Source organism: candidate division WOR-3 bacterium (assembly GCA_016926475.1).
GTDB lineage: Bacteria > SDB-A > SDB-A > SDB-A > SDB-A > JAFGIG01.
In genome coordinates this window covers 1-14,738 of record JAFGON010000038.1, presented here as the reverse complement: position 1 = coordinate 14,738, position 14,738 = coordinate 1, and the positions used below count along the sequence as shown (strand labels likewise).

Sequence of the window (14,738 nt, the reverse complement as noted above, 5' to 3'; positions counted from 1 at the left end):
TTTAATCTTCGGGAAAATCAATTTTTTTTCTCATGTTGGAGGGCAAAATACCCAAAACAGCTCTGTATTTCGCAACAGTTCTCCTCGCAACGTCAAAACCCTTTTGTTTCAAAACGTTTGAAATTTCATCGTCTGTTAAAGGAGTCAGGGTATTTTCCTCTCCGACGATTTTTTTTATTATCTCCTGCACCTGGGCTGATGATTTGGGAGAAGAAAATTGTGATTTTACAGTAGTGCTGAAAAAACTTTTCAGAGAGATCAGACCATTCTCCGTTTCGATGTATTTGTTCTGAATTATCCTCGACACCGTCGAAGGGTGAAGCTTAGTTTCTTCAGCGATTTCTTTTTCTGTCAGCGGCTTCAATGGTCCGGTTCTTTTTAGGTAATCCAGTTGTCTGCTGACGATAGCTCTCACTACCTTTTCAATAGAATTTTCCCTGTCTCGAATATATCTGGGCAGCCTGCTCAAAAAGAGCGCTTCGTTGTATTGTCTCTCGAAATCAACAAGGTCTTTTCTGTCCCGTTGCCCCTTTTCAATTTCCGCCCTCATATTTTGGACTATCTCATTGTATTGAGACCTTGATATCTTCAATTTTACGAAAGGAATTTCTTCTTTTCTCCAAATCGCCGAGATGACGAGGTCTTCTCCCTCTGCCGATATTGTGAAGTCAGGTATGATATATTGGGGTGAATTTTGAAAAATTGAAGCTCCGGGTCTTGGATCAAGAGCTTTAATTCTCATGTTTGCTTTGGCTATATCTGAAGCTGAGACTTTAAACAGACGCGCCAACGCTTTATAATCTTTGTTCTTCAGATAGTCAAGCCCTCCTTGGCTGACAATCCTGTATGCGAGAGATTCTTTCTCACCAGCTCTTTCGAGTTGGATTTTCAGGCTTTCCTCAAGGTCATAACTGCCTATCCCGGGAGGATCCAAACCCTTGACTATTTCCAAAGCGTGTTTGAGGTTTTCGAGAGATTCAGATGATATCATCGATAGATCAGCTAAATTCAGTGTCATGTAACCATCTTTACCTATGGAATCAATTATGAACTCTCCCGCATAGTACAAAGATTTATCCTGGCATTGGACATGAAACTGGATTTTCAAATTTTCCTTTCCATCATTAGGGGAAGAAAGAAAAGAGAAAGGAGAAAAGTCTTCTTTATCCCTGTCCCACTGAGTTTTGACCGAATCGTTGAAAACTTCCTCTAAGTCAATATCGCTGTTTTTTTCAAAATTTTCGATGGAAAATTCTGTTGCTTGAATGTTTCCTTCCTCCTCGGGATCATCTAATTCATAGTCTTCTTCTTCGGATTCCCTTTGAGGTTCTTCTTCAATTTCACAGAGTGGATTTTCTTCAGCCCTTACAGTCACTTCGTTTAAAAGGTCGAGGTAAGTCAGTGGAAGAAGTTCAACGAAAAGCTTCTGGTGAAGCGTCAGTTTTAATTCAGTTTTCAGGGACAGTTTTGCAGAGAGAGAAGGGTAAATCCCGGAGAAATAAGTATTCTTGCCTTTTTCAGCCATTTCACATTCTGAAATTGTCGCCTAAATAAAGTCTCTTTGCCTCTTCGTCGTTTATCAAAGTCTGAGCGTCGCCGGAAAGCAGAATTTTCCCTTCGTACATAATATAAGCTCTATCGGTAATTTCCAGAGTCTCTCTGACATTGTGATCTGTGATAAGAACCCCTATCCCCTTTTCTTTCAACTTTAAGACAATTTTCTGAATATCGGATCGCACAATCGGATCTATTCCCGTGAAAGGTTCATCGAGAAGCAGAAATTGAGGCTGTATGACCAGGGCTCTGGCTATTTCAACTCTCCTTCTTTCGCCTCCTGAGAGCGAATCTCCTCTGTTTTTTTCAATGTGTTTTATATCGAGTTCTTCCATTATGTTTTCAAGTTTTGACTGTATAGCTTTTTTCCCTACTCCTCTGAGCTGCATCACAGAAAGAATGTTGTCCCGAACAGAAAGACCCCTGAATATCGAAGCTTCCTGAGGTAAATAAGATATTCCCTTTCTTGCCCTCATATACATCGGAGTTTTGGTTATTCTTTCTTCATCGAGGAAAATATCGCCCATGAGAGGTTTTATTATTCCCAGCATCATATAAAAAGTCGTCGTTTTACCTGCTCCGTTCGGTCCCAAAAGCCCGACAATTTCACCTGTGGAAACTTCTAGAGAGACACTGTTCACGACTTTTCTGTTGCCGTATTTCTTTTCAAGTCCTCTCGTATAAAGTTTCTTAAATTCCATCTTCTTCCCGTGTTCGCTGAGAACCATTTACTCTGCCGATGACTTCGAGAAACCTCGGTTTGTTGTGGTAAAAATCGAGCGTGATTTTGTCGCCGTAGATCTGGTTTACGCTCTGGTTTTCTTCAAAAGTTCCTCCTGCGTTTATCCATGATACAAGTCTCGCTATTTCTTCTCCGTCAAGCCAGACGATTATCGAATCACCCCAAATTTTTGAATGTTGGTTACTTATCCAGGGCAACCTTCCAAACAAGACAACCTTCTCTTCATCCGGAAAATACAGCAATTCATGGCTTTGTGCTGTTATCGTTCCCCTTTGGACTGAAATATTTCCTGTGACTGAATAAAACCCGCTGTCGGCGAAATTCTCCATTGTGTCCCCTGTGACCTGAAATGTGTCATCTCCGGAAATCGAAAGCATTTTGCAATTTCCAGTCATAATTCCGTAGTCTTCCTGCATATAATAACGGCCAGTATCTCCGAAAAGGTAGGTGTTGTTCTGGGGGTCGAACATAGTAACTTCTTCCAAAGCCGAACTGATTCTCGTGTTTCTGTCATATTGCAGTTTTCGCGCCATTATTTCCTGCCCTTGACTGATGAGTTTTGCGCCTCCGGAAGCCTCAGCCCTCCTTGAGTCTCTGTAATAAAATACTGCTGGAGATGTTATGACAACTCCTTCATCTCTTACACTGACCTGCCCGAGAACTTTAACTATTCCCTTTTCCTGATCGGCGTAACCTGAATCTCCAGTGATAACAGCCGAACCATGAACTATTCGGACTCCCTCCATCAAATGGACAACATACCCCTCTCCCGTGATTTGGGTTGTCATCATTCCGGCGTTTACAGAAAAAGGTTCATCGGAAGCAATCATGTCCTCAGGATCTTCGGAGATTTGCCCGAGAAGTGAAGTCGATAATACGCTTAAAAAAAGAATTCTATATCTCATCTGTTTTGATTTTACCCGATACCGCGTTGAAAACCCTAATATTTTTCATTTCCTTGTCGCATTCAAAACCTACTCCTTCAATCGAATTGTCTTTTTCTACGTAGACTATCCTGCCATTGGTGTTGAAAGTTTGAGATTGTTCACTATAGTAAAGGCTGTCCGTCGTAAGATTGGCGCCAGAAGATAGCGTCACAACTAAATTACCAGACGCTCTTAAATCTCTGCTGTTCAGAAAATAGGTTCCTGAATCGGATTTAATAAACGCGATTTCCTTTCCGGTAGAATCCAAAACGGTCATGTTCAGCTCAAAAATATCAATCCTTCGTTGCCTGTTCTTCTGCCATACACTGTCGGCGTCTATCCGCCACTTTATAAACCCGTTCTCGTAAATATTTATAAGAAGATCACCCGAAGCAGATAAATCCCCATTTGCAACGACTTGCCGGCCTGAATCTGCAGCAATCGTCGAACTTAAACCTCCCGATGCATCAAAAAAGAAGAGTTTTATACCGTAAACATCGTTTGTGTCGTCCGTCCAGGATACAAGGCTATCGGACTCCAGAGTCCATGATAACATACCCTTTTCGGAAGAAGATATCTTCATTCCGATGACAGTTCCGTTCACACCCCATCTGCTGTTCGATTCTGAGATACTGTCTTTAGAACAAGAAGACAAAAAAGCCGCACAAAAAAACAGGCTATATAAACCAACCCGAAACTTTTTTTCATTTGATGACAATGCTTATCATCCTGTGAGGCACAAAAATCTTTTTCATTATGTTTCTGCCATCTACATGGTTTTTTACCTTTGGAGATTCAAACGCGGCTCTGAAAGCTGTTTCTTCATCCACTTCATGGGGTAAAACCAGGACGTCTCTCAATTTTCCATTCACCTGAACCGCGATTTCTTCGTTTTCAGGCTGCAAGTATTGTGTATCGAAACATGGCCATCCGGAATCTGCAACAAAACCTGTCATACCTGACATCTCCCAAAGTTCTTCTGCTATATGCGGCGCGAAAGGCGCGAGCAGTCTAATTAAATTTTCAAAAGCTTCTCTGTAAATTTGAGAGGAGCAATCTTCCAACGGGACGAGATCGTTGACAAATTCCATCATCGAAGCTATCGCCGTGTTGAAGCTCCAGTTTTCAATGTCTTCGGTGACTTTTTTTACGGTCATGTTCATTGACCTTCGGATATTTTTCTCCTCTTCAGCGGTAATCCGGGTTTTGGAAATTCCTGCAGAATACTTCTCTCCAAGCCTCCAAATCCTGTCCAAGAATCTCTTGGCACCCGAAACCCCCTGCTCGCTCCAAATAGCATCTTTACCGGGAGGAGCCAAGAAAAGAGTGTTCACCCTGCATACATCTGCTCCGTAATTCAGGACAAATTGCCCGGCTTCTACTCCGTTTCCTTTTGATTTTGACATGACAGAACCGTCCGCTCCGCAGACCATGCCATGGTTGAACAATTGAAGTGCGGGTTCTGAACACGGTACTATTCCTAATCTATTGAGTACCTTTGTTATGAACCTGAAATAAATCAAATGACCGGTCGCGTGTTCTATACCGCCGACATACTTGTCAATAGGAAGCCATTTTGCCGCTTTTTTCGGGTTTATCAGTTCTGAATCGTTTTTAGAGTCGGGGTATCTGAACTGATACCATGAAGAATCGACAAAGGTGTCGAGTGTGTCGGGGTCTCTTTTCGCGGCGGCGCCGCACTTGGGACATTTAACGTTTATGTAAGAATCCACAGCCGCTAAAACCGATTTACCCTTTGGTGTGTATTCTTCTACGTTTTCAGGCAGCAAAACAGGTAGGTCTTCTTCCGGTACAGGCACTACACCGCATTTTTCACAGTGAATCATGGGTATTGGTGCGCCCCAGTACCTTTGCCTGCTGACTAACCAGTCGTGAAGTTTGAAATTAATTCTCCTATTTCCTTTTTTTTGATTTTCGAGATTTTTGATAATCTCCGGAATCGCTTCTTCGGAAGTCATCCCAGAAAATTCTCCACTGTTCTCGAGTATCCCGTAATCAGTGAACGCTTCGGTAATTTCATTTGAAACACCCGCCGAAGGCATGATTACCCGTATAGCAGCGATACCATGCTTTTTCGCAAAAGCAAAATCTCTCGAATCGTGAGCGGGAACACCCATTACAACGCCTGTACCGTAAGATGCGAGAACGTAATCGCAAACAAACAAAGGTATTTTTTCGCCTGTCATCGGATGTTCAAGGTCTATGCCGGAATAGATCCCGGTTTTCTCTTCAGCGGTGGAAATTCTCTCTATTTCAGTTTTCAATACTGATTTATTGATATAATTTTCAACATCTTTAAGCTTAGGGGAATCTGAAATTATCTCTCGGATTTTTTTGTGTTCGGGAGCTATCGCAGCGAAAGTAACACCCCAAAGAGTGTCAGGCCTGGTAGTAAATACCCTGAGCTTGATATCTTTCCCAATAACCGAAAAATCTATCTCTGCGCCTTCGCTTCTGCCTATCCAGTTTTTCTGCGCAGTTATTACCTGCTCCGGCCATTTTCCCTTTAAGGTTACCAAATCGTCCAAGAGTTGTTGCGCGTATTGGGTTATCTTAAAAAACCACTGTTTGAGGTCTCTTTTGGTGACCTCGGAGTGACAACGCCAGCACCTACCGCCTTCAACCTGTTCGTTAGCGAGGACAGTTTGGCATTTAGGGCACCAGTTGACCAGAGAGGTGTCCTGATAAGCCAGACCGTTTTCATAAAGTTTCAAAAAAATCCATTGCGTCCATTTGTAATAATCGGGTGAACAGGTCATTATTTCAGTGTTCCAATCATAACCTATGCCGATCGATTTTAGAGTATTTTTTGATTTTTCAACATTTGACTTAGTCCACTTGAGGGGGTGTATCCCTTTTTTGATGGCGGCTTCTTCAGCCGGGAGTCCGAACGCATCCCATCCCACAGGATGAAGAACGTCGAATCCGTTCTGAGCATAATAACGAGCGAGCAAATCGACTATAACGTAATTTCTCAGGTGTCCGACGTGGAGGTCGCCCGAAGGATAGGCGAACATTTCGAGGACATAATATTTTTTTTGGGGGTTTTCTTTCGTTTTAAAAACTTCATTTTCTTCCCATTTTTGCTGTATCTTTTTTTCAACTTCAGAAAAAGGGTATTCGGACATTATTCCTCCGCGTTCTTGAAAAACATTTTCATGAAAGTCACCCCCAGAGGTTCTTCAAATCTCCAATCCTCGAAAGGGTATTGATTTTTATCAAGAAATCTTTCCGGATGAGGCATCAGCCCCAGGACCGAACCTGTCGGATCGGTCACTCCGGCTATGGACATTATCGAACCGTTAGGATTTTGAGGATACTTGACATTTTCGCCGCCTTCGCCATAACTGAAGACTATCTGGTCTCCAGCGATGATTTTTTCCAATGAATTATCGTCTTTGAAAACGACCCTTCCCTCCATGTGAGCTACAGGCAGATGAAATTTACCTGGCAACTCTCTAAAAGTCTGGATCTTAGAGTCGTGTTTTTTGATCGGCACCCACCTGCATTCAAACCTTCCCCTTTCGTTTTCTTCAAGAGACATAGAAGGGCTTTTTCCCGGAAAGGGCAATATTGAAAGCCTGGCGAGTATTTGAAATCCATTGCATATACCGAGTATTTTACCTTTCCTCCTTATAAAATCATTCAGCGTGTCTTCCAATTTCGTCTTGACGATAAAAGAGAATATTACACCTGACCCCAAATAATCACCGTAAGTGAACCCGCCAGGAAATATCAATCCCCGGATTTCACTAAAAAGATCACTGGAATAGATACAATCCCGAAGTTTGACTTTGACTGGATCAAAACCCGACTTAAAAACACAATAAAATGTTTCCGCGTCGCAATTTGTTCCGGGCGCCTGGATTATTGCAATTTTTTTATAGTCTTTTGGAAAAATACGCCTTCTCCATTTCGTCAACACCAATTTGGATTTCTGAACTGGAACCCAAAATCGTCAACACCGGTTTTTTCTCAACAACTCCCAGTTTGGTCGCCTTTATTCCATTTAGAAAATTCATTTCGCTATTTTCCTTGATAGTCACTACGAATCTGCTCGGTGACTCGGAAAAAAGGTACTCAATTTCATCAGTTTCCTTTGGTATTTTAATGAAAACCCCGAGATTGCTCCCGATTGCCATTTCGGAGAGGCATACAGCCAACCCTCCGTCGGACACATCGTGAATCGAAGAAAACTTTTCGAGATTATCGTGAATCCATCCGATAACTTCCCTCGAAAGCTCAAAGTCAATATCCGGTAGAGAACTCCCCAAAGGACCTGTTATCCTCTCCAAAGCTCCCCCTTTTAGACCTTTGGGGTCGGGGCCTATGAGAAAAACAGAATCTCCCTCGGATGAAAAGACATTCAAGGGAGTTTTTCTGTCTTTAACGGCAACTGCCGTTATCAGGAGAGTTGGGGGAATACTCACGGTTTTGTCTTTCACTTTGTAGGTGTTGTTCAAGCTGTCTTTACCGCTGATAAAAGGGGTTCTGTAAGCAAGAGAAGAATCATGGCAAGCTCTGCACGCAAGGACAAGGTCCCCCATTGCTTCAGGATCTTCGGAACTTCCCCAGGAAAAGTTGTCGAGTAAAACTGCTTTTTTTGGATTTCCACCTGCGCATACGAGGTTTCTGAGAGCTTCTTCAACGGAAAAGGTTGCCATCCTGAAGCAATCATACTTTCCGAACTGAACGTTTATCCCAAGGCCCATAGCAATTTCATGGTCCATACCGTAGTCAACCGAAAACGAACATCCGTCGCTATGGGATTTTTGAGCTTTTCCCGAAAAAGGTCCGTTGACAGTTTTTCCCTGAACTTGATGGTCATACTGCCTTACAATCCAATCTTTACTCGCGATATCTGGCAGGGATAAGAGTTTTAAAATTGTTTTCTCAACGCAGGGCTTTTCCTTGACGCATTTTTGTTCGTGTGAAAATTTTCTCTTTGCGTGTATGTGCCTTCTAGGAACACCTTCATGGAGAAACTTCATATCGAGGTTCACTATTTTTTCATCGTAGTAAAAAACCTCCAACTTTTGGGTGTCGGTAAATTCCCCTATGACACTGACATTTGTCTCCTCTTGTTCACAAATTTCAAAAACCCTGTCGATGTTTTCAAGCGGTACAGCCATAACCATTCTCTCTTGTGATTCGCTTAGCCATATTTCCCAGGGAGATATGTATTCGTATTTCAGCGGAACATTTTCGAGCCTCGCCAAAGCCCCTGTTTGTGCGCCCATTTCCCCAACAGCGGAAGACAATCCACCCGCTCCACAATCTGTGACGGCGTTTAAAAGGCCTTCTTCTCTTATTCTTAGAACCGCTTCTATTATTTTTTTCTCTTCAATAGGGTTTCCGATCTGAACAGACCCCTGCGATTTTTTTTCTGAATTTGTATCCAAAGTAACTGACGAAAATGTTGCGCCATGAAGCCCGTCTCTGCCGGTTTTGCCTCCGATGAGAACAATTCTGTCTCCGGGTATGACTCTTTTTTCAGCGTCTTTGACAGGTAATAAACCTATACATCCGGCAAACACCAAAGGGTTGCACATAAAACCCTGATCGACAACAATCGCGCCGCTTAGTGTGGGCACTCCTATCCGGTTTCCGTAATCCCTCACTCCCGAAACAACTCCCTGAAGTATTCTTCTGGGATGCAATGTCCCTTCAGGTAGAGAATCTGTATTATTCCACGGATCTCCAGTGCAAAAAACATCCATTCCGGCGACAGGTTTTGCTCCCAGCCCCGTTCCAAGAATGTCTCTTACTACCCCGCCTAATCCTGTTCCAGCTCCTCCGTATGGTTCTAAAGCTGAAGGGTGGTTGTGAGTTTCTACTTTTACGCAATAAGCCATTTCACCGTCAATAGAGACAATACCTGCGTTATCTTTAAAAACACTTACGCAATCTTCTCTTTGTATCTTTTTCGTCGCTTCGACGATAGTGCTCTTGAAAAGGTCATCAATCACTTCGCCTTCAAAATTAAAAACACCTTTAAGGGTTTTATGAACGCAGTGTTCTGACCATGTTTGGGCAATGGTCTCTATTTCAGCATCAGTCGGAGATCTTTTCAACCCTGAATAATATTCCTGGATTGCAATCATCTCTTCCGTGTTTAAACTCAGCACCATGTTTTTGGACAATTTTAGAAGTTCCTTTGAAGTCTTGTCGGATATGTTGAATCTGTTGACGACTGTTCTGTGGAACTTACTGATTTCTTCAGGTAAAGAGCCTACTTGTATTTCTTCTTCTATTATGGGGTTGGAGAGCACTTTCTGAACAAGCATTTTTTTATCAAAATCACCTTTTACTAAAAACAATTTCCTGGTTTTGATTTCTACTTCTTTTTTGAAATAATCCGAAAGAATTTTTTCCATTGTTACCGCGACTGGATCCATGACGCCTTGAAAAAAAGCTATCTCGAGCGGTTTACCAAGACTTAAAGGATAATATTCCTCGAGAATAATGTCGGTTAATCCGTTGCAAAAAAGGCTGTATTTGATTTCTTCCAATTCAGATTTCAGCAGACCTTTTACAAGATAAACCCTGCCTTCGGCAATGTTTTCAACTCCACTGAATCCGGAAAAAACGGAAGCCTGGAGTAATTCATCGTTGGAAGGAAATCCTTTCTTGAAGTTCACTATTCTCATCCACTTTGAATTCTCAGAGTTCAATTATCTCTCCATTGATTGTTTTTGAGCTATGCAATATTATCAACACCACAACAAATCGTGCAAGTTTTTTGGCTCGTAATCTAAATACCGGCTCTTGCTCCGATTGACAAAGTCCATTTTCCTCCTGACATACCCGCTTCAGCGTCAAGGTTGACAAACGGCATCAGGGAAATTTCGCTTCCAATCCTCCACACATAAGAATTTTCGAAACCGCCGACTTCTCCCCTTGAATAAGGTTCGATGTTTGAACTCGCCGAAGGAGGATACAGGCTGAATTCACCTCCTATGTCTGTGAAATTCATGCCTATTCCAATATACGGGCACATAAAAAAAAGTCTTTTGGAGACATCTGCGTAAATTGTTAAAACTTTAGGTCTGGCGGAGATTGAAAACGAAGTGTCGTGCTCTGTTACAGGCATCGAATAAATATCCATTTCGTCGGTGGCAGTATAAATTGCGCTCAATGATGCGTCTGGAAAAAGTAAACCTCCCTGCAGTACTCCTATTTTCAAACCCAAAGAATAATAATAAGAAGATGAATTCTCGGCCGGTCTTCCAACCGCAGAAGGGTGAAAATACATACCATACCTGGCTAATACGGCGGTTCTGAAAAGCCTGATTCCTGTCATCGGCATATACCTTCCATTCCAAATTCCGGCTTGAATTTCACCGTGAAAAGACGGTGAAGAAATTTCATATGGTTCAATTCCATGGATTGGAGACGATACACTCATCTTCGTAAAACTCATCCCCAGAGAAAACGAAATATGCCCAAAACCCGGAGTGTTGCCTGTAGAAAGGCTGTAACTTGCAATCAAAGCGCCAAAAGATGGTGCAGCATTTTCAAGAGAAGAGACGACATCTTGTGACAAAGAAGCGCATAAATGTGAAAATAAAAACATAATTATAAACACTGAAATCAAAGGTTTCAAAATGTCTCCTTTTTTAACATTGAACTTTTCACCAATTTTACCTAAAATAAACGAATCCAGAAAGTCAGTTTTAATCTTGGAGTAAAAAAATGAATACGTCAATTTTCAAAAAACTTTTTCCCCAGAGCGAACCATTAAACCTCCTCGTTGAACACGCGCAGCTTCTCGAAGAATCAATCAAACACCTAAAACCTATGTTCGAGAAATATTTCGCTGGTGAAAGCATAGAAGAGCACTCAGCGGTCATCTGCACCAACGAAAGTCGCGCAGATGACTTGAAGTTCAATATCCGTGAGATAATATCTTCAGGCATCAAAATTCCTTTTGACAAAAGCGATTTCCTTGATTATCTGTGCATGCAGGAAACATTGATCGACCAAACGAAAGACATAGCAAAAAAACTTTCACTGAACAGAGTCACCCTCGAAAAAAAACTCATTGCTGATATTTTTGAACTTCTCGACGAAGTCATTAAAGCGGTTGATTATCTGGAAAATGCCATTCGAACTCTTAAACCTCTTGTCTATTTTTCTTTTTCTTCGAAAGAATCTGAAATTGAAAAAGAAGAGGTTTTCAAGGTCGAAAAGATTGAGTCTCTTGTCGACAAGAAGTCAATAGAAATAGCGAAAATATTGTACACAAAAAAACATGAAATACAACCCGTGGACTTTTATTTTATAGAAAGTGTTCTTATTATACTCTCGAAAATGGGTGATTACGCGGAGAACGGCGCAGAACTTCTCCTGAGATTCATAAAAAGCTGATGACCGTCATATACATTTCTGCAATAGCCGCAGGTTTTATTATTGCTTTTGCCATAGGCGCCAACGATGTTGCGAATTCGATGGCGACGGCTGTAGGAGCAAAAGCAATAACCATAAAACAAGCCGTATTTATAGCAGCTGTCCTCGAGTTCTCCGGCGCATTTTTTTTCGGGAAAACCGTCACCGAGACGATATGCAAAGGAATTGTCCCCCTGACGAATTTTACAGACCCGGCTGTCCTTGTTGCTGGGGCTTTTTCCGCTATAATTGCTTCGGCAATATTCATTCTTGCAGCGACACGATTCGACATGCCAATTTCTACAACCCATTCGATAGTCGGAGGTCTTATCGGTTTTGGGTTGCTCGCAGGGGGGGTAAAATTTATCAACTGGTTTAAAGTTGTCTTCATCGTCGTATCCTGGGTTCTCTCCCCCGTTTTGGGAGGATTGCTCTCTTTCATGGTTTTCAAGGCTATTTCAATTTTCATATTGAGAAAAAAAAATCCTTTCCTCGCAACCACTAAAACCATGCCAGTAATCGTGGGACTTTCCTTTTTTGTCCTATCGCTGCTTTTCACTGCAAAGACTATGTCAAAAGGTTTTTTATTATCCTTTATCACTTCTGCTCTCATTGCCATAGCCGCATACTTAGCTGGATTAATTCTGATAAAGTTTATAAAGTTTGAAAATACCGAGGAATATTCCGTCGAAAAGGTTTTCAAAAAGATCCAGGTCTTGACCTCCTGTTTTGTTTCTTTTGCACACGGAGCAAACGACGTAGCTAACGCAATCGGACCTATATCAATAATAATACTGATAGTCAAATCCGGAATTATTGCCTGTTCCACTCCAGTGTCCGTCAACAAGTATCTTCTTGCTTTAGGAGGTATAGGAATAGCCATAGGAGTGGCTGTTCTTGGATACAGAGTCATGCGAACAGTAGGAGAAAAAATAACAGTTTTGAACAACACAAGGGGCTTCACAATAGACATTTCTACCGCGACATCTGTGATGATCGCCTCATTTCTAGGTCTTCCAGTATCTTCTACACACGCAGTGGTAGGCGCAGTGGTCGGAGTCGGATACGCGAGAGGATTTGGAGTCGTGGATTACGGGGTTTTGAAAAAAATTATTGTTTCCTGGCTTTTGACGCTTCCGGCGGCGGCTATTCTCTCCGCCGTTCTATACAAATTCGCTCTTTTTAGCCTTGTCTCAAAATTGATGGGTTGAAACTTTGAATGGAGTTCAAATGACTGAAATTAAATCCGTGATTTTAATAGCCGAAGGGTTTGAAGAGATAGAAACGGTTTCTGTGATTGACCTTTTAAGAAGAGGCGGTCTGGAAATCACATCTTCAGGTTTCGAAAATTCAACAGTCCGCGGAAGCCATGGAATAGTTATCGAGACCGATTCTATATATGACTATTCAACAGCCAAAGAATTCGATGCTCTGATTTTTCCTGGAGGGTTAAAAGCAGTCCAAACGCTTGCAAAATCACAATCGATACTCGATCTCGTGAATTATTTCTACAGCGAGAAAAAAAACATTGCCGCAATCTGCGCAGCTCCGCTGATTTTGGACAGAGCCGGAATCCTTCAAGGAAAATCATTCACGTGTCACCCGTCTGTAAAAAGCCAGATTCATAGCGGCAGTTATTCAGATTCAAGGATTTGTCTTGACGGCAGTATTTTGACAAGCCAGGGCCCCGGCACAGTATTTGATTTTGCCCTTTCAATTTTAGAAAAATTCAAAAACAAAATTTTAGCCGATGAAGTCGCAGGATCATCTCTAATCAAATGAAAATTTGTATTTCCCTCTCCGGAGAAAACACTAAAAAGACCCCAGAAGTAGCCCATGCATCCGATATTGTAATTGCATCTGACGGAGGCTACGATAAATTGGCAATTTACGGCATAATTCCCGACTATTTTATTGGAGACAACGATTCATCCTCGTTGGAAGTTCCTGAAAAGACAAAAAAAATTATTTTTCCCTCTGAAAAAGATTTCAGCGACGCAGAACTTTCTGTTGATTTCGCGCTTTCGTTTCATCCTGAAAAAATTTATCTTGTAAACGCACTTGGAAAAAGACCTGATCATTATTTTTCAAATCTATCTCTTCTATTCAAAAAGCCCCAAGTAATTGAAATTGTTGACGACGAATGGTCTATTTCTGCCGTTTCTGGTCCTTGCGAAATAACATTGAAAGGAAACTTCAAAGACAAAATATTTTCAATTTTTCCTTTTGGCGAAAACATAAAAGGTCTTTCCTTGAAAGGATTCCAATACGAAGTCATCAACACCGACATCAGGTTAGGCAGCAGGGGTTTGAGCAATGTTTTCACAAGCGACACAGCTGAAGTTTCGCTTCGGGAAGGTATATCGTTGATTTTTGTGCAAAAATAAAGTAATAGGTTTTAAACCGGAGAAAGTGATAGTTTTAACTTCTGAACAAAAAAATCTTTCTTTCGTAAATGTTGGCTAAAAACAATCTCAGGGAACGGAGGTATGATGAACAATTCGTATCTTTATGAAAAACCTATCGGAGGTTTAATAGGTCTGACAGATTTTACCAATAGATGGCAAGTCACCATCGATTCCTTCAACGACAAGAAATTCAGACAAACAGTCATCAACTTTTTAAATTACCTGAATCCGGAAGTTATTAAGAAATACGGAAATAAAACCGGAGACCAATTCAGCATACCTCACGGTTCTATAGTACTGAACTTGAAAATCTCCGAAGATTCCCTGTATATAGACGCCCCTTTCCTGAGTATTCCGGAAAGCAAAGTTAATCCTCTTTTAAGGCAGGTTTCAGAAATAAATTTTTCAATACTGTTTCTAACTCAGATAGTTCTCGAAGAAAGCAAACTTTTCTTCAGGATAAAAATTCCTCTTGAGCTTTGTGAACCATACAAGTTATACAACATATTTTACGAAATCTGCATAAACGCCGATTTCTACGACGATATTTTCATAGAAAAATTTCAAGCCCAGAGAATTTATGAGCCCAAATGCACTAAATATTCAGAAAAGGACCTCCAAAAGTTTTTTGATATGTTCAAAGAACACGTAACAGAAGCTTTGGATTATTTGGCGTATTTTGAAAACAAAAGATGGTTT

General features: G+C 41.4%; 13 protein-coding genes. 5 read left to right on the top strand and 8 right to left on the bottom strand.

Translation table 11 applies throughout. The features are described 5' to 3' along the window. Position 1: 1 nt before the first annotated feature. The 8 genes from rpoN to JXA84_03665 all read right to left on the bottom strand — a co-directional run bounded on the left by rpoN (position 2) and on the right by JXA84_03665 (position 10,849). Positions 2-1,525, bottom strand: coding sequence for an RNA polymerase factor sigma-54 (gene rpoN, locus JXA84_03700; protein MBN1150311.1), 1,524 nt, complete (start codon positions 1,523-1,525; stop codon positions 2-4). A gap of 1 nt (position 1,526) precedes the next feature. Then, a complete protein-coding gene (gene lptB / locus JXA84_03695; protein MBN1150310.1) occupies positions 1,527-2,282 on the bottom strand; it encodes an LPS export ABC transporter ATP-binding protein in 756 nt (251 codons plus the stop codon). Beyond that, positions 2,245-3,201, bottom strand: a complete 957-nt coding sequence (locus JXA84_03690; GenBank protein ID MBN1150309.1) for a hypothetical protein — start codon at positions 3,199-3,201, stop codon at positions 2,245-2,247. The genes lptB and JXA84_03690 overlap by 38 nt, the downstream gene beginning before the upstream one ends. After that, complete coding sequence (lptC, locus tag JXA84_03685; GenBank protein ID MBN1150308.1) at positions 3,191-3,877, bottom strand: LPS export ABC transporter periplasmic protein LptC; 687 nt, start codon at positions 3,875-3,877, stop codon at positions 3,191-3,193. Before lptC ends, JXA84_03690 begins: the two co-directional genes overlap by 11 nt. 49 nt (positions 3,878-3,926) lie before the next feature. Beyond that, positions 3,927-6,371 (bottom strand): leucine--tRNA ligase, encoded by a 2,445-nt coding sequence (locus JXA84_03680; protein MBN1150307.1) that lies wholly within the window; start codon positions 6,369-6,371, stop codon positions 3,927-3,929. Continuing rightward, positions 6,371-7,168 (bottom strand): phosphoribosylformylglycinamidine synthase I, encoded by a 798-nt coding sequence (gene purQ, locus JXA84_03675; protein MBN1150306.1) that lies wholly within the window; start codon positions 7,166-7,168, stop codon positions 6,371-6,373. The genes JXA84_03680 and purQ overlap by 1 nt, the downstream gene beginning before the upstream one ends. After that, positions 7,125-9,917: a phosphoribosylformylglycinamidine synthase subunit PurL gene (gene purL / locus JXA84_03670; GenBank protein MBN1150305.1), complete on the bottom strand. Its 2,793-nt coding sequence runs from the start codon at positions 9,915-9,917 to the stop codon at positions 7,125-7,127. Before purL ends, purQ begins: the two co-directional genes overlap by 44 nt. A gap of 80 nt (positions 9,918-9,997) precedes the next feature. Beyond that, positions 9,998-10,849, bottom strand: a complete 852-nt coding sequence (locus JXA84_03665) for a hypothetical protein (protein ID MBN1150304.1) — start codon at positions 10,847-10,849, stop codon at positions 9,998-10,000. Between the two features lie 89 nt (positions 10,850-10,938). Here JXA84_03665 and JXA84_03660 point away from each other — a divergent pair, with 89 nt between their 5' ends. The 5 genes from JXA84_03660 to JXA84_03640 form a co-directional block, all read left to right on the top strand. Beyond that, positions 10,939-11,613, top strand: coding sequence for a DUF47 family protein (locus JXA84_03660; protein MBN1150303.1), 675 nt, complete (start codon positions 10,939-10,941; stop codon positions 11,611-11,613). Then, entirely contained in the window at positions 11,613-12,842 is a 1,230-nt protein-coding gene (locus tag JXA84_03655; protein ID MBN1150302.1) for an inorganic phosphate transporter, read from the top strand. The genes JXA84_03660 and JXA84_03655 overlap by 1 nt, the downstream gene beginning before the upstream one ends. A 19-nt stretch (positions 12,843-12,861) precedes the next feature. Then, complete coding sequence (locus JXA84_03650) at positions 12,862-13,413, top strand: DJ-1/PfpI family protein (protein MBN1150301.1); 552 nt, start codon at positions 12,862-12,864, stop codon at positions 13,411-13,413. Next, positions 13,410-14,018, top strand: a complete 609-nt coding sequence (locus tag JXA84_03645; protein ID MBN1150300.1) for a thiamine diphosphokinase — start codon at positions 13,410-13,412, stop codon at positions 14,016-14,018. Before JXA84_03650 ends, JXA84_03645 begins: the two co-directional genes overlap by 4 nt. A gap of 105 nt (positions 14,019-14,123) precedes the next feature. Beyond that, on the top strand, positions 14,124-14,738 hold a 615-nt coding region (locus JXA84_03640), incomplete at its 3' end, for a hypothetical protein (GenBank protein MBN1150299.1).

Excerpts from the sequence above, each read along its gene's own strand:
- JXA84_03660 (MBN1150303.1), top strand. The coding sequence starts at position 10,939 with ATGAATACGTCAATTTTCAAAAAACTTTTTCCCCAGAGCGAACCATTA.
- lptB (MBN1150310.1), bottom strand. The coding sequence starts at position 2,282 with ATGGTTCTCAGCGAACACGGGAAGAAGATGGAATTTAAGAAACTTTAT.
- JXA84_03680 (MBN1150307.1), bottom strand. The coding sequence starts at position 6,371 with ATGTCCGAATACCCTTTTTCTGAAGTTGAAAAAAAGATACAGCAAAAA.
- rpoN (MBN1150311.1), bottom strand. The coding sequence starts at position 1,525 with ATGGCTGAAAAAGGCAAGAATACTTATTTCTCCGGGATTTACCCTTCT.
- JXA84_03690 (MBN1150309.1), bottom strand. The coding sequence starts at position 3,201 with ATGAGATATAGAATTCTTTTTTTAAGCGTATTATCGACTTCACTTCTC.
- JXA84_03645 (MBN1150300.1), top strand. The coding sequence starts at position 13,410 with ATGAAAATTTGTATTTCCCTCTCCGGAGAAAACACTAAAAAGACCCCA.
- JXA84_03655 (MBN1150302.1), top strand. The coding sequence starts at position 11,613 with ATGACCGTCATATACATTTCTGCAATAGCCGCAGGTTTTATTATTGCT.
- JXA84_03650 (MBN1150301.1), top strand. The coding sequence starts at position 12,862 with ATGACTGAAATTAAATCCGTGATTTTAATAGCCGAAGGGTTTGAAGAG.